This is a genomic window from Cryobacterium zongtaii (genome assembly GCF_002909375.1).
GTDB lineage: Bacteria > Actinomycetota > Actinomycetes > Actinomycetales > Microbacteriaceae > Cryobacterium > Cryobacterium zongtaii.
Window position 1 is genome coordinate 77,524 of sequence record NZ_PPXD01000001.1, and the last position, 25,128, is coordinate 102,651.

At 64.2% G+C, this 25,128-nt stretch carries 37 protein-coding genes; all 37 read left to right on the forward strand.

Going from position 1 to position 25,128, the window contains the following annotated elements:
- Positions 1-127 precede the first annotated feature (127 nt).
- The 37 genes from C3B61_RS00345 to rplO all read left to right on the forward strand — a co-directional run bounded on the left by C3B61_RS00345 (position 128) and on the right by rplO (position 25,040).
- Complete coding sequence (locus tag C3B61_RS00345) at positions 128-442, forward strand: hypothetical protein (protein ID WP_103459149.1); 315 nt, start codon at positions 128-130, stop codon at positions 440-442.
- A 67-nt stretch (positions 443-509) separates the two neighbouring features.
- Positions 510-1,841 carry a hypothetical protein gene (locus tag C3B61_RS00350; RefSeq protein ID WP_103459150.1) on the forward strand — a complete coding sequence of 444 codons (1,332 nt, stop codon included), beginning with the start codon at positions 510-512 and terminating at the stop codon, positions 1,839-1,841.
- 4 nt (positions 1,842-1,845) lie between these two features.
- The gene (locus C3B61_RS00355; protein ID WP_103459151.1) at positions 1,846-2,484 is read left to right on the forward strand and encodes a hypothetical protein; all 639 of its coding nucleotides are present in this window, start codon (positions 1,846-1,848) and stop codon (positions 2,482-2,484) included.
- Positions 2,481-3,071, forward strand: coding sequence for a hypothetical protein (locus C3B61_RS00360; protein ID WP_103459152.1), 591 nt, complete (start codon positions 2,481-2,483; stop codon positions 3,069-3,071). Before C3B61_RS00355 ends, C3B61_RS00360 begins: the two co-directional genes overlap by 4 nt.
- Positions 3,068-3,934: a hypothetical protein gene (locus tag C3B61_RS00365; protein WP_103459153.1), complete on the forward strand. Its 867-nt coding sequence runs from the start codon at positions 3,068-3,070 to the stop codon at positions 3,932-3,934. Before C3B61_RS00360 ends, C3B61_RS00365 begins: the two co-directional genes overlap by 4 nt.
- 279 nt (positions 3,935-4,213) lie before the next feature.
- Positions 4,214-4,510: a WXG100 family type VII secretion target gene (locus tag C3B61_RS00370; RefSeq protein ID WP_088457201.1), complete on the forward strand. Its 297-nt coding sequence runs from the start codon at positions 4,214-4,216 to the stop codon at positions 4,508-4,510.
- A gap of 111 nt (positions 4,511-4,621) precedes the next feature.
- Entirely contained in the window at positions 4,622-5,110 is a 489-nt protein-coding gene (locus tag C3B61_RS00375) for a hypothetical protein (RefSeq protein WP_103459154.1), read from the forward strand.
- A 2-nt stretch (positions 5,111-5,112) separates the two neighbouring features.
- Positions 5,113-6,066, forward strand: coding sequence for a hypothetical protein (locus C3B61_RS00380; RefSeq protein ID WP_103459155.1), 954 nt, complete (start codon positions 5,113-5,115; stop codon positions 6,064-6,066).
- Entirely contained in the window at positions 6,059-7,780 is a 1,722-nt protein-coding gene (locus tag C3B61_RS19600; RefSeq protein WP_165787888.1) for a hypothetical protein, read from the forward strand. The genes C3B61_RS00380 and C3B61_RS19600 overlap by 8 nt, the downstream gene beginning before the upstream one ends.
- A gap of 17 nt (positions 7,781-7,797) precedes the next feature.
- Complete coding sequence (locus C3B61_RS00390; RefSeq protein WP_133160202.1) at positions 7,798-8,310, forward strand: hypothetical protein; 513 nt, start codon at positions 7,798-7,800, stop codon at positions 8,308-8,310.
- 60 nt (positions 8,311-8,370) lie between these two features.
- A complete protein-coding gene (locus C3B61_RS00395; RefSeq protein ID WP_241990249.1) occupies positions 8,371-9,012 on the forward strand; it encodes a YitT family protein in 642 nt (213 codons plus the stop codon).
- 82 nt (positions 9,013-9,094) lie between these two features.
- On the forward strand, positions 9,095-9,736 hold the full coding sequence (locus tag C3B61_RS00400; protein WP_103459157.1) for a spermidine/putrescine ABC transporter substrate-binding protein: 642 nt from the start codon (positions 9,095-9,097) through the stop codon (positions 9,734-9,736).
- 336 nt (positions 9,737-10,072) lie between these two features.
- A complete protein-coding gene (rpsL, locus tag C3B61_RS00405; RefSeq protein ID WP_055811472.1) occupies positions 10,073-10,447 on the forward strand; it encodes a 30S ribosomal protein S12 in 375 nt (124 codons plus the stop codon).
- Entirely contained in the window at positions 10,447-10,917 is a 471-nt protein-coding gene (rpsG, locus tag C3B61_RS00410; RefSeq protein ID WP_066597688.1) for a 30S ribosomal protein S7, read from the forward strand. Before rpsL ends, rpsG begins: the two co-directional genes overlap by 1 nt.
- A gap of 102 nt (positions 10,918-11,019) precedes the next feature.
- Entirely contained in the window at positions 11,020-13,134 is a 2,115-nt protein-coding gene (fusA, locus tag C3B61_RS00415; RefSeq protein ID WP_088457195.1) for an elongation factor G, read from the forward strand.
- A gap of 126 nt (positions 13,135-13,260) precedes the next feature.
- Entirely contained in the window at positions 13,261-14,454 is a 1,194-nt protein-coding gene (gene tuf, locus C3B61_RS00420; protein WP_088457194.1) for an elongation factor Tu, read from the forward strand.
- A gap of 193 nt (positions 14,455-14,647) precedes the next feature.
- Positions 14,648-14,869 carry an antitoxin gene (locus C3B61_RS00425; protein WP_103459158.1) on the forward strand — a complete coding sequence of 74 codons (222 nt, stop codon included), beginning with the start codon at positions 14,648-14,650 and terminating at the stop codon, positions 14,867-14,869.
- A 606-nt stretch (positions 14,870-15,475) separates the two neighbouring features.
- Positions 15,476-15,784, forward strand: coding sequence for a 30S ribosomal protein S10 (gene rpsJ, locus C3B61_RS00430; protein ID WP_035834607.1), 309 nt, complete (start codon positions 15,476-15,478; stop codon positions 15,782-15,784).
- A gap of 8 nt (positions 15,785-15,792) precedes the next feature.
- A complete protein-coding gene (rplC, locus tag C3B61_RS00435; protein ID WP_103459159.1) occupies positions 15,793-16,452 on the forward strand; it encodes a 50S ribosomal protein L3 in 660 nt (219 codons plus the stop codon).
- Between the two features lie 4 nt (positions 16,453-16,456).
- Entirely contained in the window at positions 16,457-17,107 is a 651-nt protein-coding gene (rplD, locus tag C3B61_RS00440) for a 50S ribosomal protein L4 (protein WP_088457177.1), read from the forward strand.
- The gene (gene rplW, locus C3B61_RS00445; protein ID WP_088457176.1) at positions 17,107-17,409 is read left to right on the forward strand and encodes a 50S ribosomal protein L23; all 303 of its coding nucleotides are present in this window, start codon (positions 17,107-17,109) and stop codon (positions 17,407-17,409) included. The genes rplD and rplW overlap by 1 nt, the downstream gene beginning before the upstream one ends.
- Positions 17,410-17,434: 25 nt before the next feature.
- Entirely contained in the window at positions 17,435-18,274 is an 840-nt protein-coding gene (gene rplB, locus C3B61_RS00450; RefSeq protein WP_066597631.1) for a 50S ribosomal protein L2, read from the forward strand.
- A gap of 9 nt (positions 18,275-18,283) precedes the next feature.
- Positions 18,284-18,565: a 30S ribosomal protein S19 gene (rpsS, locus tag C3B61_RS00455; protein ID WP_066597628.1), complete on the forward strand. Its 282-nt coding sequence runs from the start codon at positions 18,284-18,286 to the stop codon at positions 18,563-18,565.
- Between the two features lie 23 nt (positions 18,566-18,588).
- On the forward strand, positions 18,589-18,954 hold the full coding sequence (rplV, locus tag C3B61_RS00460; RefSeq protein ID WP_066597626.1) for a 50S ribosomal protein L22: 366 nt from the start codon (positions 18,589-18,591) through the stop codon (positions 18,952-18,954).
- Positions 18,954-19,718 carry a 30S ribosomal protein S3 gene (gene rpsC, locus C3B61_RS00465; protein WP_066597624.1) on the forward strand — a complete coding sequence of 255 codons (765 nt, stop codon included), beginning with the start codon at positions 18,954-18,956 and terminating at the stop codon, positions 19,716-19,718. Before rplV ends, rpsC begins: the two co-directional genes overlap by 1 nt.
- Positions 19,718-20,137, forward strand: coding sequence for a 50S ribosomal protein L16 (gene rplP / locus C3B61_RS00470; protein ID WP_066597622.1), 420 nt, complete (start codon positions 19,718-19,720; stop codon positions 20,135-20,137). Before rpsC ends, rplP begins: the two co-directional genes overlap by 1 nt.
- Positions 20,137-20,475, forward strand: a complete 339-nt coding sequence (rpmC, locus tag C3B61_RS20150) for a 50S ribosomal protein L29 (RefSeq protein WP_066597620.1) — start codon at positions 20,137-20,139, stop codon at positions 20,473-20,475. Before rplP ends, rpmC begins: the two co-directional genes overlap by 1 nt.
- A 2-nt stretch (positions 20,476-20,477) precedes the next feature.
- Positions 20,478-20,771 (forward strand): 30S ribosomal protein S17, encoded by a 294-nt coding sequence (gene rpsQ, locus C3B61_RS00480; RefSeq protein ID WP_088457175.1) that lies wholly within the window; start codon positions 20,478-20,480, stop codon positions 20,769-20,771.
- A gap of 33 nt (positions 20,772-20,804) precedes the next feature.
- Positions 20,805-21,173: a 50S ribosomal protein L14 gene (gene rplN, locus C3B61_RS00485; RefSeq protein ID WP_066597616.1), complete on the forward strand. Its 369-nt coding sequence runs from the start codon at positions 20,805-20,807 to the stop codon at positions 21,171-21,173.
- A 3-nt stretch (positions 21,174-21,176) separates the two neighbouring features.
- The gene (gene rplX, locus C3B61_RS00490) at positions 21,177-21,536 is read left to right on the forward strand and encodes a 50S ribosomal protein L24 (protein WP_088457174.1); all 360 of its coding nucleotides are present in this window, start codon (positions 21,177-21,179) and stop codon (positions 21,534-21,536) included.
- Positions 21,536-22,126 (forward strand): 50S ribosomal protein L5, encoded by a 591-nt coding sequence (gene rplE, locus C3B61_RS00495; RefSeq protein WP_088457173.1) that lies wholly within the window; start codon positions 21,536-21,538, stop codon positions 22,124-22,126. The genes rplX and rplE overlap by 1 nt, the downstream gene beginning before the upstream one ends.
- A 104-nt stretch (positions 22,127-22,230) precedes the next feature.
- On the forward strand, positions 22,231-22,629 hold the full coding sequence (gene rpsH, locus C3B61_RS00500; protein WP_066597609.1) for a 30S ribosomal protein S8: 399 nt from the start codon (positions 22,231-22,233) through the stop codon (positions 22,627-22,629).
- A 6-nt stretch (positions 22,630-22,635) separates the two neighbouring features.
- A complete protein-coding gene (gene rplF / locus C3B61_RS00505; RefSeq protein WP_088457172.1) occupies positions 22,636-23,172 on the forward strand; it encodes a 50S ribosomal protein L6 in 537 nt (178 codons plus the stop codon).
- A 2-nt stretch (positions 23,173-23,174) separates the two neighbouring features.
- Complete coding sequence (rplR, locus tag C3B61_RS00510; protein WP_088457171.1) at positions 23,175-23,546, forward strand: 50S ribosomal protein L18; 372 nt, start codon at positions 23,175-23,177, stop codon at positions 23,544-23,546.
- Entirely contained in the window at positions 23,543-24,256 is a 714-nt protein-coding gene (gene rpsE / locus C3B61_RS00515; protein WP_088457170.1) for a 30S ribosomal protein S5, read from the forward strand. Before rplR ends, rpsE begins: the two co-directional genes overlap by 4 nt.
- Positions 24,256-24,438, forward strand: a complete 183-nt coding sequence (rpmD, locus tag C3B61_RS00520) for a 50S ribosomal protein L30 (protein ID WP_066597599.1) — start codon at positions 24,256-24,258, stop codon at positions 24,436-24,438. Before rpsE ends, rpmD begins: the two co-directional genes overlap by 1 nt.
- Positions 24,438-25,040: a 50S ribosomal protein L15 gene (gene rplO / locus C3B61_RS00525; RefSeq protein WP_088457169.1), complete on the forward strand. Its 603-nt coding sequence runs from the start codon at positions 24,438-24,440 to the stop codon at positions 25,038-25,040. The genes rpmD and rplO overlap by 1 nt, the downstream gene beginning before the upstream one ends.
- Positions 25,041-25,128 lie beyond the last annotated feature (88 nt).

Sequence of the window (25,128 nt, forward strand, 5' to 3'; positions counted from 1 at the left end):
GACCTCGATGGGGACCGCTGCCCATCGAACCCGTTCACCGGGTTCGGTACTGTTCTAACAGGCAGCCGGCCCACGCGCATCCGTCGCAACGAGGCCGGTCAAGCCGAACACTTAGGGGGAACCGATCATGAGTGATCTCATCATCAACCTGGAGCTGCTTCATCAGCTGCGGGACGACCTGGACGCCGTCGTGAAGGAGTTCGCCAACGCCGACGACTTCAGCGACGACGTGGCCATTGCCACCGGTCACGAGAACCTCGGCGACCACGTCAGCGATTTCGCACACAAGTGGAACGACAAGCGCAAGACCATGACCGAGGCGGTCGAGGGTCTGCGCAAGAAGATCGAGGGCATCACCGATGGGTTCACCCAGGTGGATGACGGCCTCGCGAAAGCCCTGACCGACGCTGCTCCGCCGCTGCAGACCGCCACCCCACTGTGACCCACCCCATGCCGTCCGCCCGCCCGGCCACCCCGAGATCTTCCCGCAGCCTGCCGAAGGAATCATCATGACCGACACCGAATTCCGTGCCCTCGAGGGTGACCCCGACCTGGTGCGCTCCAAGGCGCAGCACTACGCCGAGATCGCCAACGCCATCGCCCGGTCGGTGACCACCCTCAACTCGATCAAGTCGGTGGAGGGCATGACGTCCAAAGCCATCGACGCGATCCGCGAAGAGGCGGGCAACGTCGCCGACGACATCGGCAAGGCCAAGGACAGGTACGCCGGCACCGCTCAGGCCCTGATCACCTACTCGGCGCAGCTGCGCCTGGCGCAGGATGCCGCGACCACCGCCATCGCGCACATCGGCGACAAGGAAACCGCCGCGGACACCGCCGGTCGCACGGCCACCCGCACCGCCGCCACGGCCGAGAGCGCCACCCCGGAGTCCAGCGCCACCGACACCGCCGCCGCCGACAAGGCCGAGGAGGCCGCCGAGGCGGCCGGCCAGGCGCTGCAGGCGGCCCAGGCGGAATGGCACTCGGCCCTCGCGATCAAGAACCAGGCGGCCGAGTCGGCGATCACGGCCATCCTCGAGGTCGTCGAGGGCAAGAAGAGCCAGGACCTCAACGACACCTGGTGGGACGACTGGGGCGCGAAGGCGCTCGACATCCTCAAGACCATCTGCGACTGGGCCGGCGTGTTCGCCGTCTTCCTGGCCTGGGTGCCCATCCTCGGGCAGGTGCTGATGGTGCTCGCCGCCGTCGGCGCGGTGCTCACACTCATCGAGGCCACCATCGCGGCCGTGAACGGCGACGGCAGCTGGTGGGCAGTCGCCGGCGCCGCGGTCGGTGCGGTGATGTCGATCTTCGGTGGCAAGATCTTCTCCGTGGGCGCGAAGTACGTGCGTGCCTCGATGATCACCAAGGCCGCCGCCAGGCTCGACGGCGCCCCGGCGTTGACCCGCCAGCTCAGTGGGGTCGGCCGGCACAGCAAGGCGTTCATGAGCATCGACGACGCCGCGAAGGTGGTCAGCAAGCCGTTCAAGGATTCGGTGCTCGGGGCCTTCAAGAAGGACCTGGTTCCCGATGGCGCGCCCGTCAAAGCGATGGAGATGTTCAAGGAGGCGGCGAAGAAAGCCCTGCCGACCCTCGACGATTTCACGCCCTCCAGTCTGCTGAGCCTGAACGACGACCTGATGGACTTCTACCGGATGGCCGGCAAGGCGCCGCAGATCCTCGATACGCCGCTCGTCGTGCAGGGTGTCTCCCTCACGGTGGTGCAGATGCACACCTCGGTCACGGCCGTGCAGAGCCTGATGGAAAACCCGATCGACCCGTTCCTCGGCGAGTACGCGCCTCTGGTGCACCAGGTCGAGAAGACCTTCGGGAGAGACTAGACCGATGACATTTCGCAATTCGCCTTCCACCAGGGACATTGTCGACCTCAGCGTTGATGCAGAGGCCACCTGGTATCCAGTTCCGCTCGACCGGTCTGAACAGCTGCTCTGGGGTGAGACCCTGGCCGCCGAGGTGACCGGGGCCGGAAGCAGCCGGCGCACGCTCGGCAGTCAGCTCGAAGCGCTGCAGATCCGGCTCATCGGCAGCGGCAACCCGCGGATGAGCTGTGCCGTCTGGATCCCGTACCCCGAAACGGGCCGGGCGTCCAGCGCGCTGGCCTTCCAGCTCACCGACCTGCCCGCCGGCACCGCGGAAGCGGCCGCTGACAGCTACCTCGCCGAGCTTCGCGCCGACGAGGGCCGCCGTACACCCGGCATCGAATACCTGAGCGTCACCACCTGGCAGGGTGAGGTCGCGGCCGGTCCGTTCGTCGCCGCGCACAACCTCATCGCCCTGCGCAACCCGGGCGACGACGAAGCCGTCATTGAGGAACGCACGGTCTTCGCCGTCTTCCCGCCCGGTGCCGCGCAGATGGTGCAGCTGGTCTTCTCCGCCGAGAGTGTCGGCGCGTTCGTCAACATGCCCCGACAGACCGAAGAGGTTGTCGCGGCCCTGCGCATCGAACTGGAGGCGACCGCGTGACCCGCAAGGTAGTCAGCCCTGACCAGACCTTTTCGATCATCCTGCCCGGGACCTGGGCGGTCATCCCGTTGCAAGACGAAGTGGCCATGACCAAGCGCATCGTGGCCCTGGTGAAGAAACAGGTCGGCGGCGGTGACCGTGCGGCCCGACTGCGCCGGCAGACCCGCGACGAGTTCGTGAAGACGGCCCAGCAGGCCCGGGATGCCGGCGCCATTTCGTTCGCTCTGTCGATGGAACTTTTGCCCGGCGTGCCGTTTCCCGCCGCGATGATCACCACTGTGGAGACCTGGCCGATATCGGCATCCGCAGATTTGGACCCGGCCGACCGTCTGCGGGCCATGGTGCCCGATGCTGTGGTGCTCGAGCAGCGCAGCGGCCTGGTGGCCCGGCAGGCCGAAAGCGCCCGGCAGCGGGTGGGCGAGGAAACGGTGCCGTCGCTGCGGGCCACCTATTGGCTGCCGAGGCCGCAGACCGACGATTTGCTGCGCATCACGATCTCCGCGCCCATGGTCGACGATGCCGACCTCTTCACCGAACTGTTCGACGCGATCGTTGATTCGATCACCTGGAAGGCCGAGACCCTATGACCCAGAGCACCACCACGCCCGAAGCCACGACCGGTCGCAACGCCCGCGGACTGTTCCTGCTCTCGACCGGGGTGGTGTTCGCCATCGCGGCGGTGGTGATGCTCCTCATCACCGTGGTCGGTATCTCCACCTTGCAGTCCGACGCGTTAGCCCGAATCAACGAGCAGAACCTGTCGTACCGGGCCGAGTTCGGTTTCGTCGAGCGGGAGCTCTCGGTGCTCTCCGCCATGACCGCGGTCCCGGCCATGCTGCTGATCGTCGCCGTGTGCTTCCTCATTCCGGGTTACCTGCGCCGACGCGGCGTGATCGCCGAACGCGACACCACCTTTTGGCGGGGCGGCTCCCACACCGCCAAGTACAAACCGCTGCCGCTGGGCCTGCACGCGGCGTGGGCACTGCTGCCGTTGGCCGCGTGGGTGCTGCTCGTGGTGATTCCGCTGCGCAACCTCATCGGCGGTACCGCCTGGCCGGCGGGTCTGAAGGATGAGAACTCCTCGGCGGTATGGATGCTGTTGGCCGCGTACGGCGGTCTGGCCGCGGCGCTGTTCGCGGCGATCGTGGTGTCGCTGATCAAGAAGGTCGTCTACACCGCGCGTGTTGCGCGGCACCCGGAGGCCGTTGATGGCAGCGCCGGTAAGGGTCTCTGGCGCTGGGTCACCTTCCGCTGGCGCTTCGACCTGTGGCTGGCCGGACTCGGCGGGGCCTTCGTGGGGCTGTGCTGGATCGCCCTCGGCTTCGACGACACCCCGTTCTTCATCGCCACCCTGGCTATCGGCCTGGCCCTGCTGGCGGCCGGCCTGCTGCTCGCGGTGAACTACTGGCGTGCCGGCGAGCCCCTGGGCGCGGGCGAGTCCTACTCCTAACCCGGGTCTTCACCTCGCGCCGTCCGTTGGCCGTCGAACGTAAAGGCGGAGATCCTCGGCCGGGGTCGGCGTGTCGTGGCGCACAGCACGGCGCTTCCCGAAAAACTCCGCCTTTACCGACGGATGCGTCTCACCTCGTTCGACCCGGTCGGCCAGCGGCGGGGGAGAGCATGGGGAGTGCTGCCCATTCCGCATTGCGACCTGGGTTCGTTAGGTTGTACGTAGTCGGTCGGCCTTTGGGGGTTGGCCCCGAACTACTAATAAGAGGAGCAGTAACTCATGGCGAATATGAACGTAACTTACGGCGAAATGAACGATGCGTCGCGCAGCCTGATCGCTGGCAAGGACGACCTCACCGCCAAGCTGTCCCAGCTGCAGAGCCTGGTCAACAACCTCGTCGCCGGTGGCTTCGTCACCGACGCCGCGTCGGGCGCCTTCCACACCTCGTACGAGCAGTTCACCAAGGGCACCACCGAGGCCGTCAACGGCCTCCAGGGCATGTCGGAGTTCCTCACCCGGGCGGCCACCGCCCTGGAGAACGTCGACAGCGAGCTCGCCCGCGGCATCGGCGGCTAATTCCGCTTCTTCAGAGCAAAGGCGTGACCGGATTCCGGTCACGCCTTTGGTCAATCCGCACCACCCCAAGCCACAAGCCCCACACCGAGCAGCCAACCCCAGGGAGACCGCATGTACGGCGATATGGCGGCACTCGGCCGGCAGTCCACCGAGCTGCGCGCCCTGGCGGAGGACACCCGCACCCGCGCCACCACGCTGCGCTCGGCCGTGGGAACCACCTGGGTATCGTCCGCCGCGGCGACCTTCATCGAACAGCTCGGTCAGCGGGCCAACAACCTCGACGCCTCCGCCACATCGCTCGACGAGGCGGCTGACGCGATCGACGCCCACATCCGCTCGGTCGAAGCCGTGAAACAGGCCATCGTCGAAGCGGAACAGTGGATTTCCGAGCGCTGGAACGACGCCGCCCGGCTGGTGGGAAACACCGTCGAGGTGATCACCGAGGGCGCCGAGAACGTCTTCGAGTTCTTTGGCACCGAGGTGCCCCGCGCGCTCGTGAGCGAAGCCGACGAACTCATCCGCACGGTGCGGGAACTGCCGACACCGGGCTCGCCCGGCTGGCTCGACCTGGCCGACACCTTCCACCGACGGGGCTGGTAACAATGGCTTTCTCCACCGCGCCCATCTCCCCGACCACGCCTGCACGGTTCGGCCTCACCGCCGACCAGCTGCACCTGCTGCAGAGCCGCTGCCCCGACCTCACTCTGCCGGCCGAGTTCTACTCCGATTGGGCCGCCGAGGTGCCCGAGATCGAACGCGCCGAACGGATGCTCGTCGCCGAACTCGGTCTCATCGACCAGGGCCTGCTGCGGGCGGCGCCCACCGACACCCCCACCGCAGCACCCATCGACACCCACTCCGACACCTTCGCGGCCCGGGTGCACCCGGCCGTGCTCGGCTTCCTCGGCCTGTTCACCGAACCCGCCCTGCTCCTGGCCGTGCACTCCTGGGGCGGCGGCCGCACCATCGTGCAAACCATCGCCGTGCGCGCCGGCTTCGCCGCCTCCCTGGTGCGCGGCCAACGACTGGACGACCACGGCGGCCATCCCGCCAACGAGGATGCCGTGGAACTTTCCGCGTTCCCCGTTTCGGCCCTGATCGGCGAAACGCTGCGCTCGCTCGTGCGCCTCGAACCGAAAAAGAGGCCAAGACCCCCGCACGGCAGGTCCGCCGCCGCCGTCGTGCTGCCGCTCACCCTGGCGCAGGGCATGATCGGCGCCATCCGCACCGGCAACCCCGAGATCATCCACGCCGCCGCGCTCACGGTGGGGCTGCCGCAGGCCGAACAAGTCCTCGAAGGGCCCGCGTTCGGCATCGACGCCGGCTACAGCGTCGCGGCGACCTCCCTCACCGGCGACAGCCTCGCCGTGCACTGGTTCCGCAGCGCGGCCGGCTGGTTCCAGATGAGCGCGGACACCCCACTGGTGGGTCGCATCGAGTCCACCGTCGACTTCGTCGACTCCAGCCGGGTGCGCATCGAGACCACCGGCCCGGCCGCGATCACCGGCCAGGTCACCACCGCCATCGGCTCGCTGCTCGGGGTGCTCCGTGGCTGAGCCCACGTTCACCGTGTCCGGGGGAGCGGGCGGCATCGGCGCGAACCTCGACGACATGCGCACCGAATCCGGGCACCTCGCCGCGATGGCCCAGCAGCTCGTGGACCAGGCCCTCACCGCGGCCGGCATCGCAGTGGACGGCGACCTGCTGGCCTCCGCCGTCCTCTCGCCGATCACCGCGGCGGCCGCCGAGCAGCAGATCGTGTTCGCCACCGGCCAGATGCTGCTCTTCGCCACCGAGGCCGGCGTCACCGCGGTGTTCCTGGCCGGCGCCGTGGATGCCTACGAAGCCGTTGACCGTAGCCTGTCGATCCTGGCCGACGCGGCCGCGAACACCACGACCTTCTTCATCGGGGTGATGGCCGTGCCGCTGGCCGTGGGCCTCGCCGCCGTGGCCGCCGCCGATGTGGCCCTGGTCTACGTGGCCGGGTACGGCGGCGAAGCGCTCGAGTCGCTCGGTGAGGGCCTAAACGAGACCCTGGCCGACCCGTGGAAACTCGCCCTGCCCGGCGTCTTCCTGGGCAGCCTGGCAGTGAACACCGTCGACGCCTACGACTCCGACGAGGCTCAGGAGACCGTGGCCGGCACTCTCGCCGACCAGCTGGCCCAGCTCAACGAGCTGGCGGGGGAGAACGCCTGGGCGGTCGACCTGATCGCACAGGGCGCCCCGGGGCTCCTCGCCGGTCTTACCCTGCCGCTCGCACTGGTCCTCGGTCCGGTTCGCACCCGGCTGGCGTTGACGGCACTCACCGGGGTGCCGTGGCCGCCCACCAGCTACGAACAGGCCCTGCAGGCCATCATCGGCGGCGGCAACAAGGCCGGCCTCTTCGAGGACGGCCCGCTGCTCACCCGCGACGACCTGATCAACCCGCCGGAAATCATCGGTCCGGATGTCGCCACCCCCACCAGCCTCGAGGGACTGTTCGCCGGGTCGGCGCAGATCGACAAGTACGACACCTCCGCCACGGGCGACGAGGACGCGCTGGCGCGCATCCGAATCACCGAGGTGCCCGGCAACCCGCCGAGTTTCATCGTGCAGGTGCCCAGCACCCAGGTGTGGGACCCGGCCGCCGGCAGCACCCCGAACGACGTCACCGCAGACACCCACGCCATGCTGGCCCAGCAGACGGCGCTCTCCAGCGCCGTGGATGCGGCGATGCGGGAGGCCGGCATCACCAACGAGAATCCCGTGATGATCCAGGGCTTCAGCCTGGGCGGCATCGTCGCCGGGCAGATGGCGGCCGACCCGAGCCTGAACTACAACTTCACCCATGTCGTCACCGGGGGCTCACCCGTCGCCAACTTCGACATCCCCAGCGACGTGCAGGTGCTCTCGCTCGAATTCGACGAAGACCCGGTGGCCAAGCTCGACGGCCACAACAACCCGGACGCCGCGAACTGGACCACCGTGCAGGCGCCTGCCCCGTCGCTGCCGGGCGACAACGGTGTGCCGGTCGGTATCGCCGGCGAACAGGGCGCCCACAACGCCGAACGGTACGCGATCACGGCCGGCGAGGTCGAGGGCTCCTCCGATCCCAGCATCGCCGCGTGGACCGACTCCGCGGCGGGGTACTTCCCGGACGCGGGCGACAAGCTCGAAGTGACAATGATCACCGACCCCGAAACCCACATCACCACGACCACCACAACCAACACCGAAACCGGTGCGGTCGTATCCGAAACCACCGACTACGGAGCGCAACGCCAACCATGAACGGCCAGCACCGATCGTTGACGACCCGCCGAACGGCTCTGCTCGTCGTCGCAACCCTGACTGCGGTAACGCTGGGCGGATGCGTCGCCGTCGGCCGGTCCGGCCAGCCCGCGTCCACGTCACCGAACGACCCGGCATCCGACAGCCGGACGACGGCGCAGGTCACCGACGAGCTGGGCCAGCTGCCCGGAGTGAGCGCCGCGTTTGTGTCGACCGGGCCGGTGGGGCTGCCCAACCAACTGGAACTGACCGTCGGGCTCAACCTCGAGGCCGGTTACCCGGGGGACGTGCCCGCCCTGCTGGACTACACGCTCGCCATGGCCTGGTCCGCAACCGTTGAGCAACCCACCACCACGGCGGCCGTGGCGTTCCGGGACGGGGATTCGGCACTGGACCTGGCTCCGGCCGCAGCTGCCCTCGGCTGGACGGGCATGACCGGCCCCACCCTCGCCGTTTCCATGGACGAGATGGCCGACCGGTACGGTCCCTGGCCCGGCCCGGTGCCGGAGAAGCCGGCCGCGCTGGGCTGACCCCACGGCTCGATACCATGGCGTAATGACTTGTGCCATTTTCACCCCCGAGCCGCGCGCGTGACGCGCACCGGTTCTGTACCCATCGTCGACCCGTCCGAGCGTCCGCAGCGGGTGCCGCACTCCCGGTTCGAGAACGTGGTGGCGCTGTTCATCGGCACCTTCGCCGTCTCGTTCGGGCTGTACCTGCTCAAAGAGGTCGGGGTGGCCACCGGCGGCACCGCCGGTATCGCGCTGCTGGCCAGCTACGTCACCAGCTGGTCGTTCGGTGTGTGGTTCGTACTGGTCAACCTGCCATTCTTCGCGCTGGCGATCTGGCGGATGGGCTGGCGCTTCACAGTGAAGACCCTCGTCGCCGTGGTGCTGGTCTCGGTCTTCTCCGAGGTGCACCCGCTGCTGCTGGAGATTCGGCACATTGAGCCGATCTACGCCACGCTGCTGGGCAGTCTGTTGGCCGGCATCGGTCTCATCGTGTTGTTCAGGCACCAGGCCAGCCTGGGCGGGGTCAACATCCTCGCGTTGTACCTGCAGAAGAGCCGCGGATGGCGCGCCGGCTACGTGCAGCTCGTCGTCGACGTGCTCATCGTGCTCGCCGCTTTCGCGACGCTGCCGTTGCCGATGGTGCTGCTCTCGGTGGTGGGTGCGGTCATCCTCAACATGATCATCGCCATGAACCACCGCCCCGACCGCTACTTCGGCTAATCAGCCCGCCGGGCCCGGTCCGCTGGTTGAGCTTGTCGAAACCTGGTGACTCCGGGGCCGGCAGCGACTAAACTTGACAGCCATGGATGCATCCATCGAGTCGCGGGTCGACCGCGAGGTCGAGGCCTGGTTGCGTTGGGTTCCGCGGTGGAGGCCCGGCACGCACCGGGCACGCTCCAGACTCTGCCAACACTGCTTCGGCTCCCCGGTGCTGCGCGCCGCCGGACTCGACACCGATGTGCCTCACGCCGTGCAGCATCCGCTCTCAATGCGTATGAAGACGCTCGTCGACGACGAGGTGGAGACGTACACCGCGCAAAGCCTGCCGCTCCTCAACCGCGAGCTTGGCCTTATCGAACTGCGCCGTGCCGCGCAGGCGTACCGGCCACTAGAGGGCCTCGAGCCGGAGTTCGACGGCATCGACCTCGACCCGCCCGCCGAGCCGGGCTCTCCGTACCTGTTCACCTTCGAAGAGTTCGTACAGCCCCTCACCGCCGACGATCCCGAGCTCGTGCCGCCGCCGCTGAGCATCGAGGAAAAGGCGGGCCTGCGGGTGGAGATGCGGCTGGCGGATGACTACGCCACCCTGGTGGGCAAGCGGGTCTGCGCCGACCTGCGCGGGCACCGCGCCGAGCTGCAGCAGGCCATCGCCGCGTTCGTGGAACCGCAGGTGCAGGCGCTGCTGGCCGATCTGGGCAGCACGCTGGACCCGCACAGTACGTGAGCAGATCGGCTTGCGGGGTCGCGACAGGCTCGACCGACGGGGCTCGCTTGACCCACCACCCCGGCGGGGTTTAGAATTATCCGGTGTGCGCTTTGTCGTGCGCTTCAGTTATGCCGCTTCGTTGTCTGACATCGGGTTGCACTTCAGACGCCCCGACACTCCACGCAAACAGGGTTTGCTCTCCGAGCGGCCCCCACGGCATACCCACCAGAACGACCGGAAGTAATTCCGTGATGTCCGGAGGGTCCAGATGAACTCGATGAGTACTGAGAAGTGCGATTCGAATGCTTTGACATCAGTCAGCTGTCACCGTGCAGCAAAAACAAGGAGTTATTAGTGCCCACCATTCAGCAGTTGGTGCGAAAGGGACGCAGCCCCAAGGTCACCAAGACCAAGGCTCCCGCCCTGAAGTCCAACCCCCAGCAGCGCGGCGTTTGCACGCGTGTGTACACGACCACCCCGAAGAAGCCGAACTCGGCTCTCCGCAAGGTTGCTCGCGTCAAGCTGTCCAACGGTACCGAGGTCACCGCCTACATCCCCGGTGAAGGCCACAACCTGCAGGAGCACTCGATGGTGCTCGTTCGCGGTGGTCGTGTTAAGGACCTCCCCGGTGTTCGTTACAAGATCGTTCGTGGCGCCCTGGACACCCAGGCAGTCAAGAACCGCAAGCAGGCTCGTAGCCGCTACGGCGCCAAGATGGAGAAGAAGTAATGCCTCGTAAAGGCCCAGCGCCCAAGCGTCCCGTTATCGCTGACCCGGTATACGGCGCCCCCATTGTTAGCCAGCTGGTCAACAAGATCCTCCTCGACGGCAAAAAGGGCCTCGCCGAGCGCATCGTCTACGATGCACTCGAAGGCGTCGTTGCCAAGAACGGTGCGGATGCTGTTGTCACGCTGAAGAAGGCACTCGACAACGTGCGCCCGACCCTCGAGGTGCGTTCGCGCCGCGTCGGTGGTTCCACCTACCAGGTGCCCGTCGAAGTCAAGCCGCACCGTGCGAACACTCTCGCGCTGCGTTGGTTGACCAGCTACGCCAAGGCGCGTCGCGAGAAGACCATGACCGAGCGTCTCACCAACGAGATCCTCGACGCGTCCAACGGCCTCGGCGCCGCTGTGAAGCGTCGTGAGGACACTCACAAGATGGCTGAAGCGAACAAGGCTTTCGCTCACTACCGCTGGTAGTCGTCCACGCCGGTCGAGCCTGCCGGGACCACGGTCTCGGCAAGCTCGACCGGCGCAAGGCCTGTTCAACCTCATCTATCACAAAACTTCCGGAGGACACCCGTGGCACTTGACGTGCTCACCGACCTGAGCAAGGTCCGCAACATCGGCATCATGGCCCACATTGATGCCGGCAAGACCACCACGACCGAGCGCATCCTGTTTTACACGGGTGTGAACCACAAGATCGGTGAGACGCACGATGGCGCCTCCACGATGGACTGGATGGCACAGGAGCAGGAACGAGGCATCACGATCACGTCCGCTGCTACGACGTGCTTCTGGGCCGGCAACCAGATCAACATCATCGACACCCCCGGCCACGTGGACTTCACCGTCGAGGTGGAGCGTTCGCTCCGCGTCCTCGATGGCGCTGTCGCCGTGTTCGACGGCAAGGAGGGCGTTGAGCCCCAGTCCGAAACCGTCTGGCGCCAGGCCGACAAGTACGACGTGCCCCGCATTTGTTTCGTCAACAAGATGGACAAGCTCGGCGCCGACTTCTACTACACCGTCGACACCATCATCAAGCGCCTCGGCGCCAAGCCGCTGGTCATCCAGCTGCCGATCGGTGAAGAGTCGAACTTCGAAGGGGTCGTTGACCTCGTCGAGATGCGCGCGCTGACCTGGCGCGGCGACTCCAAGGGTGACGTCGAGATGGGCTCCAAGTACGCCATCGAAGAGATCCCCGCCGACCTCGTCGAGAAGGCTGCGGAATACCGCAAGCTGCTCCTCGAGACCGTCGCCGAGACCGACGACGAGCTCATGGAGAAGTACTTCTCCGGCGAAGAGCTCACCGTGTCCGAGATCAAGCACGCGATCCGCAAGCTCACGGTCGCCAGCGAGATCTACCCGGTCCTCTGCGGTTCCGCGTTCAAGAACCGTGGTGTGCAGCCGATGCTGGATGCCGTTGTCGACTACCTGCCGACGCCGCTCGACGTTCCCGCCATTGAGGCGCACGACGCACGCGACGAAGAAAAGGTTGTCATGCTGCACCCGAACGCGGACGAGCCCTTCGCGGCTCTGGCGTTCAAGGTTGCGGTGCACCCGTTCTTCGGTCGCCTCACCTACGTGCGCGTCTACTCCGGTCGCATCGAATCCGGCGCCCAGATCATTAACTCCACCAAGGGCAAGAAGGAGCGCATCGGGAAGATCTTCCAGATGCACGCCAACAAGGAGAACCCGGTCGGTTTCGTTACCGCTGGTCACATCTACGCGGTCATCGGCCTCAAGGACACGACCACCGGCGACACCCTGTGCGACCCTGCCCAGCAGGTCGTACTCGAGTCGATGACGTTCCCCGACCCGGTTATCGAAGTTGCCATCGAGCCGAAGACCAAGCAGGACCAGGAAAAGCTGGGTCTCGCGATCCAGAAGCTGGCCGAAGAAGACCCCACTTTCCGTACCGAGCAGAACCAGGAAACTGGTCAGACGGTCATCAAGGGAATGGGCGAGCTTCACCTGGACATCCTCGTCGACCGCATGAAGCGTGAATTCAACGTTGAGGCGAACGTCGGCAAGCCCCAGGTTGCTTACCGCGAGACGATCAAGAAGGCCGTCGAGCGTCACGACTACACGCACAAGAAGCAGACCGGTGGATCCGGCCAGTTCGCGAAGATTCAGTTCGCGATCGAGCCGCTTGAAATCACTGCCGACAAGTCGTACGAGTTCGTGAACAAGGTCACCGGTGGCCGTATCCCGCGTGAGTACATCCCTTCGGTTGACGCCGGAATCCAGGATGCCCTCAACGTGGGTGTGCTCGCCGGCTACCCGATGGTCGGCGTCAAGGCGAGCCTGCTTGACGGTGCCGCTCACGACGTCGACTCCTCGGAGATGGCGTTCAAGATTGCCGGATCGATGGGCTTCAAGGAAGCCGTTCGTAAGGCAAACCCGGTTCTTCTCGAGCCGTTGATGGCCGTCGAGGTGCGCACCCCTGAGGAATACATGGGTGACGTCATCGGAGACCTCAACTCTCGCCGTGGCCAGATCCAGACCATGGAGGACGCACAGGGCGTGAAGGTTATCCGCGCACACGTTCCGCTTTCGGAGATGTTCGGTTACATCGGCGACCTGAGGTCCAAGACCTCGGGCCGCGCGGTGTACTCGATGACTTTCGAGAGCTACCAGGAGGTCCCGAAGGCTGTTGCCGACGAGATCATCCAGAAGAACAAGGGCGAATAACCCACCGGCCTTCGGGCCGAATCGCTTAGGCCTCCTGGCCCGAGTAACATAAGTACACAAATCCAGCAGTTCCACCGGGCGTAAACCAACGTCCGGTGGAGCCGAGAGTCCTGAGGAGGACCCACAGTGGCCAAGGCCAAGTTCGAGCGGACCAAGCCGCACGTAAACATCGGAACGATCGGTCACGTTGACCACGGAAAGACCACGCTGACGGCAGCTATCTCGAAGGTCCTTGCCGACACGTTCCCTTCCAAGACCAACGTTCAGCGCGACTTCGCGTCGATCGACTCCGCTCCCGAAGAGCGCCAGCGTGGCATCACGATCAACATCTCGCATGTTGAGTACGAGACCGAGAAGCGTCACTACGCACACGTTGACGCTCCGGGCCACGCTGACTACATCAAGAACATGATCACCGGTGCTGCTCAGATGGACGGCGCGATCCTCGTGGTTGCCGCTACTGACGGCCCGATGGCTCAGACCCGTGAGCACGTTCTTCTCGCCAAGCAGGTCGGCGTGCCGTCCCTGCTCGTCGCGCTGAACAAGTCCGACGCGGTCGACGACGAAGAGATCCTTGAGCTCGTTGAGCTCGAGGTTCGTGAACTGCTCTCCAGCCAGGGCTTCGATGGCGACAACGCCCCCGTCGTTCAGGTTTCCGCCCTCAAGGCGCTCGAGGGTGACCCCAAGTGGGTTGCAAAGATCCTCGAGCTCATGCAGGCAGTGGATGACTACTTCCCGGAGCCCGTCCGCGACAAGGACAAGCCCTTCCTGATGCCGATCGAGGACGTCTTCACGATCACCGGTCGTGGAACCGTTGTCACCGGCCGCGCCGAGCGTGGAACCCTCAAGATCAACTCCGAGGTCGAGGTTGTCGGCATCCGCCCGACCATCAAGACCACGGTCACTGGTATCGAGATGTTCCACAAGCAGCTCGACGAGGCATGGGCCGGCGAGAACTGTGGTCTTCTTCTTCGTGGCACCAAGCGCGAAGACGTTGAGCGCGGTCAGGTTGTCGTCAAGCCGGGTTCGGTTACGCCGCACACCGACTTCGAGGGCACCGCGTACATCCTGTCAAAGGATGAGGGTGGGCGTCACAACCCGTTCTACGCGAACTACCGCCCGCAGTTCTACTTCCGCACCACGGACGTCACCGGCGTCATCACGCTGCCCGAGGGCACCGAGATGGTCATGCCTGGCGACACCGTGGAAATGACTGTCGCGCTGATTCAGCCGATCGCCATGGAAGAGGGCCTCGGCTTCGCTATTCGTGAAGGTGGCCGCACCGTCGGCGCCGGAACCGTCATCAAGGTTCTCAAGTAATTCAGTAGACCTGCTCACTCGCTGAGCTAGTCAACAACAACAGGGTCGGTCCTTCGGGACCGGCCCTTTTGTCGTCCCCGGCCGCCGCAGGTCGAGCGCGTTGCCCTGGTTGAGCGCGTTCCGTTGGTCGAGCTTGTCGAGACCCCGCACCCCGAACTAACCTCGTAACCACACCCAAGGATCGGAGACCCACATGAACCTCAACGACATCACCCGCAAGGCCCAGGACTTCCTCAAGAGCGACAAGGGCGAGGAGATGTCCGACAAGGTCATCGATGGCGCAGCTGCCGCGGCCAACAAGGTCACCGGAAACAAGCACGCCGACAAGATCCAGGGTGCCCGCGACGCGGCCGACAAGCACATCGGCCGCAACGACGGCACCGCCGGCCGCGACAGCACTCCCGACCCGAAGTAGCGGCCCCGGCCGTAACATCTACCTCAGCGTCGACTCTGTAAGGCCGCACACCGACTTTGTCGTTGGCATCACGCCCAGAACATGGCCGACATACGGATTCTGTGCCGCACGGTGCGTGCCGTGGTGACTCCCAAAGGAGCGGCTTAGGCGGCTGGAGATTGCCTCAATTTCCGGGGTCTCAAGCAGCTCGAGCAGCGGAGGGGCGTAGCTGAACTCCCGCGGAACGACGCGGATCGCGCGACACGCCCAACGCGACACGCCCGGGTTGCACAATGACCTATTCCTGTGGCAGACTCTTCTAGTTCAACACTTTCGGATCGCGCTGCACGCGAGACCGGAATCACTACCAGGCAGTGCATAGCTCGCCCCTTGAGGGTCGGAGTTAGGCCGCGGGTAGCAGAACGAAGCTTAAATTAACTTCTTGGATGCTTGGGTAAAACCATGTCATCCGCCAGGCCCCGGCCTGGGGGAGTTGGCTCGAGATGGTCGGATTCCCGGCCGGATCGAAATTGACAGATGAACAGTGGTGCGATAGCAGCAGTGCTACTACGGCGTCCAATGCAGCCCTCGGGATGTAAGAAGCCTTGACAAGAAAGAGAGTTCGACATGGCGGGACAGAAAATCCGCATTCGACTTAAGTCGTATGACCACGAGGTCATCGACATCTCGGCGCGCAAGATCGTCGACACCGTCACCCGTGCGGGTGCAACCGTTGTCGGCCCCGTGCCGCTTCCGACCGAGAAGAACGTGGTGTGTGTCATCCGTTCCCCTCACAAGTACAAGGACAGCCGGGAGCACTTTGAAATGCGCACCCACAAGCGTCTGATCGACATCATTGACCCGACGCCGAAGGCCGTCGACTCGCTCATGCGTCTCGACCTCCCGGCAGACGTCAACATCGAGATCAAGCTCTAGGGCCCGCGATGTCGTACGCAGATACCAAGACCACCAAGGGCCTCCTCGGCAAGAAGCTCGGCATGACTCAGGTGTGGGACGAGAACAACAAGCTTGTTCCCGTTACCGTCGTCGAGATCTCGCCGAACGTCGTCACCCAGATCCGCACGAAGGACATCGACGGCTACGCCGGCGTCCAGATTGCCTCTGGCGCCATCGACCCCCGCAAGGTGAACAAGCCGTCCGCAGGACACTTCGAGAAGGCCGGCGTCACGCCGCGCCGCCACGTTACCGAGCTCCGCACCGCGGATGCCGCTGACTACACCCTGGGCCAGGAGCTCACCGTTGACGGTGTGTTCGTCGCCGGCACCAAGGTTGACGTCATGGGCACTTCCAAGGGCAAGGGCTTCGCCGGCGTTATGAAGCGTCACAACTTCAAGGGTGTTTCCGCTTCGCACGGTTCGCACCGCAACCACCGCAAGCCCGGTTCCATCGGTGCCTCCTCGACCCCCAGCCGTGTCTTCAAGGGCATGCGCATGGCCGGTCGTATGGGTGGCGAGCGCGTGACCGTGCTGAACCTCAAGGTTCACGCGATCGACGCCGACAAGGGCCTCATTCTGGTCAAGGGTGCCGTTCCCGGCGCCAAGGGCCGCCTCGTATTCGTCCGCACCGCAGTGAAGGGAGCGTAGTCCTATGGCTACCGCACTCGACCTCATCGATGCCAACGGCAAGAAGGCCGGCTCCGTTGAGCTGCCCGCCGAAATCTTCGACGTCCAGACCAACATCCCGCTGATTCACCAGGTTGTTGTCGCGCAGCTCGCTGCCGCACGCCAGGGAACGCACAAGGTAAAGAGCCGCGGAGAAGTTTCCGGTGCCGGCCGCAAGCCGTTCAAGCAGAAGGGAACCGGTCGCGCTCGTCAGGGCTCGATCCGCGCCCCTCAGATGACCGGTGGTGGCATCGTCCACGGACCGACCCCGCGCAGCTACGACCAGCGCACCCCGAAGAAGATGATTGCCGCCGCGCTCAAGGGTTCACTCTCTGACCGCGCCCGTGGTGACCGTCTGCACGTGGTGACCGCGCTGTTCTCGTCCGAGACGCCCAGCACCAAGGGCGCCATCACGCTGCTCACCCAGATCGCCAGCAGCAAGCACGTGCTGGTCGTTCTCGAGCGCACCGACGAGATGACTCTCCGCAGCATCCGCAACCTCCCGACGGTGCACGTGCTGTCGTGGGACCAGCTGAATGCCTACGACGTTCTCGTCTCTGACGACATCGTCTTCACCAAGGGCGCGTTTGACGCGTTCGTGGCGCACAAGACCAAGAAGGAAGAGGTGTCCGCATAATGGCTACCCCGATTCAAAAGGACCCCCGCGACGTCATCATCGCTCCGGTCGTCTCTGAAAAGAGCTACGGCCTGATCGACGAGGGCAAGTACACCTTCATCGTGGACCCGCGTTCGAACAAGACCGAAATCAAGCTGGCGATCGAGAAGATCTTCAAGGTTGAGGTTGCGTCGATCAACACCATGAACCGCATCGGCAAGACTCGCCGTACCAAGTTCGGCATGGGTAAGCGCAAGGACACCAAGCGTGCCATCGTCACGCTCAAGTCCGGTTCCATCGACATCTTCACGGCCGTCGGCTAAGCGGCCAGGACTAGAGGAATAAGAAATGGCTATTCGTAAGTACAAGCCCACGACCCCCGGTCGTCGCGGTTCATCTGTTGCGGACTTCGCAGAGATCACCCGTTCGACGCCCGAGAAGTCGCTGCTTCGTCCGCTGTCCAAGACCGGTGGTCGTAACAACCAGGGTCGCATCACGACGCGTCACATCGGTGGTGGCCACAAGCGTCAGTACCGCGTGATCGACTTCCGTCGTAACGACAAAGACGGTGTCAACGCCAAGGTCGCTCACATCGAGTACGACCCCAACCGCACGGCGCGCATCGCGCTGCTGCACTTCATGGACGGCTCCAAGCGCTACATCATTGCGCCGAACAAGCTGAACCAGGGCGACATCGTCGAGTCGGGTGCCGGTGCTGACATCAAGCCCGGCAACAACCTGCCGCTGAAGAACATCCCCACCGGTACCATCATTCACGCCATCGAGATCCGTCCGGGTGGTGGCGCCAAGCTGGCCCGCTCCGCCGGAGTGTCGGTTCGCCTGGTCGCGAAGGATGGCATCTACGCCCAGCTGCGCCTGCCGTCCGGAGAAATCCGTAACGTCGACGCTCGCTGCCGCGCCACGATCGGTGAGGTCGGCAACGCCGAGCAGTCGAACATCAACTGGGGCAAGGCCGGCCGGATGCGCTGGAAAGGCGTTCGCCCGACCGTTCGTGGTGTTGCCATGAACCCGGTCGACCACCCGCACGGTGGTGGTGAGGGTAAGACGTCCGGTGGACGTCACCCCGTCAGCCCCTGGGGCCAGAAGGAAGGGCGCACCCGCCACCCGAACAAGGAAAGCGACAAGCTCATTGTTCGTCGCCGTACCGTCGGCAAGAAGCGTAAGTAGGAGTAGACGATGCCAAGAAGTCTTAAGAAGGGCCCCTTCGTTGACGACCACCTGCTTCGCAAGGTTGTCAAGGCGAATGAAGCCTCAAGCAAGAACGTAATCAAGACCTGGTCGCGCCGTTCGATGATCATCCCCGACATGCTCGGGCACACCATCGCGGTTCACGACGGTCGCAAGCACATCCCGGTGTTCGTCACCGAGAGCATGGTTGGGCACAAACTCGGCGAGTTTGCTCCCACCCGCACCTTCCGTGGTCACGTGAAGGATGACAAGAAGGGTCGTCGCCGCTAACGCGGTGACGTGAAGGAGGAGAAATGGTGGAGTCGATCGCACGCGTGCGTCACATCCGCGTTACCGCCCAGAAGGCCCGTCGCGTTGTCAACCTGATTCGTGGCAAGCAGGCGCACGAAGCGCTGGGAATTCTCAAGTTCGCGCCGCAGGGCGCGTCCGACCCCGTGTACAAGCTGGTCGAATCGGCCATCGCGAACGCACGGGTCAAGGCCGATGCTGCGAACGAGTTCCTGGACGAACAGGATCTGTTCATCTCCCAGGCATTCGTCGACGAGGGCACGACGCTCAAGCGTTTCCAGGCCCGCGCACAGGGTCGCGCATTCCAGATCAAGAAGCGTACGAGCCACATCACTGTTGTGCTCGCCACTCCTGAGGAGGGTACGAAGTAATGGGTCAGAAAGTAAACCCGTATGGCTTCCGTCTGGGAATCACGACCGACCACGTGTCGCGTTGGTTCTCTGACAGCACGAAGCCGGGCCAGCGTTACAGCGACTTCGTCGCTGAAGACGTCAAGATCCGCCGCCTGTTGAGCACCAGCCTCGACCGCGCCGGCGTGTCCCGCATCGAGATCGAGCGCACCCGCGATCGTGTCCGTGTCGACATTCACACCGCCCGTCCGGGCATCGTGATCGGTCGTCGCGGCGCGGAAGCAGAGCGCATCCGGTCCGACCTTGAAAAGCTCACCGCCAAGCAGATCCAGCTGAACATCCTCGAGGTCAAGAACCCCGAGCAGGATGCACAGCTCGTCGCGCAGGGCATTGCAGAGCAGCTCTCCGCTCGTGTGGCTTTCCGCCGCGCGATGCGTAAGGGCCTGCAGGGCGCCCAGCGCGCCGGCGCCAAGGGGGTTCGCATCCAGGTGTCCGGTCGTCTCGGTGGCGCTGAGATGAGCCGTTCGGAGTTCTACCGCGAAGGCCGTGTGCCGCTGCACACCCTGCGCGCGAACATCGACTACGGCTTCTACGAAGCCAAGACCACCTTCGGCCGCATCGGCGTGAAGGTCTGGATCTACAAGGGCGACATCACCAACAAGGAACTCGCTCGTGAGCAGGCCAACGCTAAGTCGTCCCGCCCCGAGCGTCGTGACGACCGTCCCCGCCGTGCGCCTCGCGCAGAGGGCGCGGCTCCGGTTGCAGCAGGAGTTGAGGCTAAATAATGTTGATTCCCCGCAGAGTTAAGCACCGCAAGCAGCACCACCCCGGCCGTACCGGCCACGCAACCGGTGGTACCACTGTTTCGTTCGGCGAGTATGGCATTCAGGCCCTCACCCCCGCGTACGTGACCAACCGTCAGATCGAGTCCGCTCGTATCGCCATGACGCGTCACATCAAGCGTGGCGGCAAGGTCTGGATCAACATCTACCCGGACCGCCCGCTCACCAAGAAGCCTGCCGAAACCCGCATGGGTTCCGGTAAGGGTTCGGTCGAGTGGTGGGTCGCGAACGTCAAGCCGGGCCGCGTGCTCTTCGAGCTTTCCGGTGTCTCTGACACCGTTGCTCGCGAAGCGCTCACCCGTGCAATTCACAAGCTGCCCCTCAAGGCACGCATCATCAAGCGCGAGGAGGGCGACGCATAATGGCGATCGGATCCAAGGAGCTCGCCTCAGTCGAGCTCGACACCTTTGAAAACGAACGACTGTTCGACGAGCTGAAGAAGGCCAAGGAAGAGCTGTTCAACCTGCGCTTCCAGTCGGCCACCGGCCAGCTCGAAAGCCACGGCCGCCTTCGCGCGGTCAAGCGGGACATTGCACGCATCTACACGGTTCTCCGTGAGCGCGAGCTGGGCATTCGTGCCACTCCCGTCGCAGTCGAGGCTCCGGCCAAGGCTGAGAAGAAGACGACCAAGAAGGCCAAGGCCAAGGACGCATCCACGGATGCTCCCGAGGCTGACGCCGTCGAGACGAAGGAGGCCTAATCATGGCGAAGACTGACGAAACGGTCGTCCCCGCCGAGGCTCTCGTGCGCGGCTACCGCAAGACGATGCGTGGTTACGTGACCAGCGACAAGATGGATAAGACCATCGTTGTCGAGGTCGAAGACCGCGTGAAGCACCCCCTGTACGGCAAGGTCATCCGCCGTACGTCCAAGCTGAAGGTTCACGACGAGGCGAACACCGCCGGCGTCGGCGACCTGGTCCTGATCAGCGAAACTCGCCCGCTGAGCGCTACCAAGCGCTTCCGCCTGGTCGAGATTCTCGAGAAGGCCAAGTAAGCCTCGCGCTTACTTGATAGAAGGAGTTAGAAAGTGCTTCAGCAAGAATCACGACTCAAAGTTGCCGACAACACCGGTGCCAAGGTCCTGTTGACGATCCGCGTTCTCGGTGGCTCCGGCCGTCGTTACGCCGGACTGGGTGACGTTATCGTCGCCACCGTCAAGGACGCCATCCCGGGCGGCAACGTCAAGAAGGGTGACGTCGTCAAAGCCGTCATCGTTCGCGTCAAAAAGCAGACCCGTCGTCCAGACGGCTCGTACATCAAGTTCGATGAGAACGCCGCAGTGATCTTGAAGGCTGACGGAGACCCCCGTGGTACCCGTATCTTCGGACCGGTCGGTCGCGAACTCCGCGACAAGAAGTTCATGAAGATCATTTCGTTGGCACCGGAGGTTATCTAAATCATGGCCAGAATCAAGAAGGGTGACCTCGTAGAGGTCATCACCGGCCGCACCCAGGCTCGCGGCGGAGACCGTGGCAAGCAGGGTCGTGTGCTCGAGGTACAGGTCGAGAAGAACCGCGTCCTGATCGAAGGAATCAACTTCGTCAAGAAGCACGTTCGCGTCGGCCAGACCCAGCGCGGCTCCAAGACCGGCGGCATCGAGACTGTGGAAGCATCGATTCACGCTTCCAACGTCGCGCTCGTCGACCCGGAGACCAAGAAGCCGACCAAGGTCGGGTTCCGTCTCGAAGAGGTAACGAAGGACGGCGTCACCAAGACGGTCCGCGTTCGTTACGCCAAGAAGTCAGGTAAGGACCTCTAATGACTGACATCGCAACCGAGGGCGCAAAGCCCGTCGTTCTGCCGCGTCTCAAGCAGAAGTATCGCGAAGAGATCTCCCTGCAGCTCGCCAAGGACCTGGGTTTCACCAACGTCCACCAGGTACCCAACCTGACGAAGATCATCGTCAACATGGGTGTCGGCGAAGCAGCACGCGACGGCAAGATCATGGATGGCGCCGTCGCCGACCTCACCAAGATCACCGGCCAGAAGCCGCAGGTCACCAAGGCACGCAAGTCCATCGCGCAGTTCAAACTGCGTGAAGGACAGCCCATTGGCACGCACGTCACACTTCGTGGCGACCGCATGTGGGAGTTCCTCGACCGGCTGCTCAGCCTCGCCCTGCCCCGTATCCGCGACTTCCGCGGCCTCTCGGACAAGCAGTTCGACGGCGCCGGCAACTACACGTTCGGTCTCACGGAGCAGGTCATGTTCCACGAGATCGACCAGGACCGGATCGACCGTGTTCGCGGTATGGACATCACTGTTGTGACGACCGCCAAGAACAACGACGAGGGTCGCGCGCTGCTCAAGGCGCTCGGCTTCCCGTTCAAGACGGCCGAGAACTCCTAAACTAGCTTTACCCCGGGGGCCGGACAACCGTTCGGCCCCCTCCACCACCACAGGTCGTCATCCGTGTAACGGGTGCACGAAACCAGGCGAGAAAGGCACCACAAATGACAATGACAGATCCGGTCGCAGATATGCTGACCAGACTGCGCAACGCTAACTCGGCGTACCACGACACAGTGTCGATGCCGCACAGCAAGCTCAAGGCGCACATCGCAGACATCCTCAAGGCACAGGGTTACATCTCTGCCTGGGATGTCAAGGATGCAGAGGTCGGAAAGACCCTCACGCTGAACCTCAAGTTCGGCCCCAACCGCGAGCGTTCCATCGTCGGCATCAAGCGGGTTTCCAAGCCCGGCCTGCGCGTGTACGCAAAGTCGACTGAGATCCCCACGGTTCTCGGCGGCCTCGGCGTTGCCATCCTGTCCACCTCCAGCGGTCTGCTCACCGACCGCCAGGCTGAGAAGAAGGGCGTAGGCGGAGAAGTTCTCGCCTACGTGTGGTAGCCGACAATGTCACGTATTGGAAGACTTCCGATCGAGATCCCCGCGGGTGTCACGGTCGAAGCTAACGGCCAGGCCGTTAGCGTCAAGGGTCCGAAGGGTGAGCTCGCGCTCACCGTCGCCAACCCCATCGAGGTTCAGGTCACCGATGGCCAGGTTCTGGTCACCCGTCCCGACGACGAGCGCGCTTCGCGTTCGCTGCACGGACTGACCCGTACCCTGATCGCCAACCAGATCATCGGCGTCACCGTGGGTTACACCAAGGGACTCGAGATCGTCGGTACCGGTTACCGCGTTGCGCAGAAGGGCACCTCCGTTGAGTTCGCCCTTGGCTTCTCGCACCCGGTCCTCATTGAGCCGCCCGTTGGTATCTCCCTGACCGTCGAGGGCGTTAACAAGCTCACGGTCAGCGGTATCGACAAGCAGGCCGTCGGTGAGGTTGCCGCAAACATCCGTAAGATTCGCAAGCCTGAGCCCTACAAGGGTAAGGGTGTGCGTTACGCCGGCGAGATTGTTCGCCGCAAGGCCGGAAAGAGTGGTAAGTAACCATGGGTCTCGGAACTAGAGGAAAAAGCAAGTCGGCTGCCCGCGGACGCAGGCACGCACGTCTTCGCAAGAAGATCGAGGGGACCGCGCTTCGTCCGCGTCTCGTCGTCACCCGCTCGGCTCGCCACGTATTCGTGCAGGTCGTTGACGACAGCAAGGGTTTCACCCTCGCGTCGGCGTCGACTCTCGAAACCGGTCTGCGCACCTTCGATGGTGACAAGACCGCCAAGGCGCACAAGGTCGGCGAGCTCGTCGCCGAGCGCGCCAAAGCCGCCGGTATCGAAGCCGTCGTATTTGACCGTGGTGGCAGCAAGTACGCAGGACGCGTCGCAGCCATCGCCGAAGGAGCCCGAAAGGGAGGGTTGGACCTGTGAGCACTGAATCCAGTAGCACCGCAGCAGCGAAGGAAGCTGACGTCGTCACTGAAGTTCCGGTGGAAACCGCAGCTTCGACTACGCCGCCGCAGAACGAGCCTCGTGAGGCTCGCCGTGGTGGCCGTGAGCGCAGCCCGAACCGTGAGCGCGGAAGCCGTGACGCCGAGAAGAGCCAGTTCCTCGAGCGCGTCGTCACGATCAACCGTGTTTCCAAGGTCGTCAAGGGTGGTCGTCGCTTCAGCTTCACCGCTCTGGTCGTCGTCGGAGACGGTAACGGCCTGGTAGGCGTTGGTTACGGTAAGGCCCGCGAGGTCCCGACCGCAATCAGCAAGGGCGTCGAGGAAGCGAAGAAGAACTTCTTCCGCGTTCCCCGCGTCGGCCTGACCATCCCGCACCCCGTTCAGGGTGAAGCAGCTGCCGGAGTCGTTCTTCTCCGTCCGGCCGCAGCAGGTACCGGCGTTATCGCCGGTGGCCCGGTGCGCGCCGTACTCGAATGCGCCGGCATCCACGACGTTCTGAGCAAGTCGCTCGGTTCGTCGAACACCATCAACATCGTGCACGCCACGGTGGAGGCCCTGCACCAGCTCGAAGAGCCTCGTGCAGTCGCGGCTCGCCGTGGCCTTCCCTACGAAGACGTGGCTCCGGCCCGTTTTCTGCGTGCCGACGCGGCTGCAGCAGCAGCCGCCGCAAGCGCGAAGGCAGGTGCCTAATGGCTCAGCTGAAGATTACGCAGATCAAGTCCAAAATTAGTGAGAAGCAGAACCAGCGCGACACACTGCGCAGCCTGGGCCTGCGTCGCATTGGCGCCGTCACGATCCGCGAGGACAACTCGCAGAACCGTGGCTACGTCAACACCGTTGCTCACCTTGTGAAGGTCGAGGAGATTGACTAATGGCTGACGAGAAGGAAGCTACCGAGAAGGTAGCAACCAAGCCCGCCGCTAAGAAGGCCGCCGCCCCCAAGGCGACGACCACGAAGGCTGCTGCAGCCAAGGCCCCGGCCAAGACTGTTGCCGCCAAGAAGGCCGCCGCGCCGACTGAGCCCACTGAGGTCCGTCCGCAGGTACTGAAGGTGCACCACCTTCGTCCCGCGCCCGGATCGAAGAAGGACAAGCAGCGCGTTGGCCGTGGTGAAGGATCCAAGGGTAAGACCGCGGGTCGTGGAACCAAGGGCACCAAGGCGCGCTACACCGTGCGTATCGGCTTCGAGGGTGGGCAGATGCCGCTGCACATGCGCACCCCGAAGCTGCGCGGGTTCAAGAACCCGTTCCGCGTCGAGTACCAGGTTGTAAACCTGGAGCGCCTCGCCGAGCTGTACCCGACCGGCGGCGATGTAACCATCGCTTCACTGGTCGCCAAGGGTGCCGTTCGCGACAACGAGAAGGTCAAGGTTCTCGGCAATGGTGACATTGCGGTTAAGCTGACTGTTGCAGTCGATAAGGTCTCCCGCTCAGCAGAGCAGAAGATCGTCGCAGCAGGTGGCTCGATCAAGTAGTAAGACCCGTAGACGAGATCGAGCTTGTCGAGCCTGCCCAGCGATTAAAGCGCTGGTGCTGACTCGGCAAGCTCGTTCTTTGTTACTA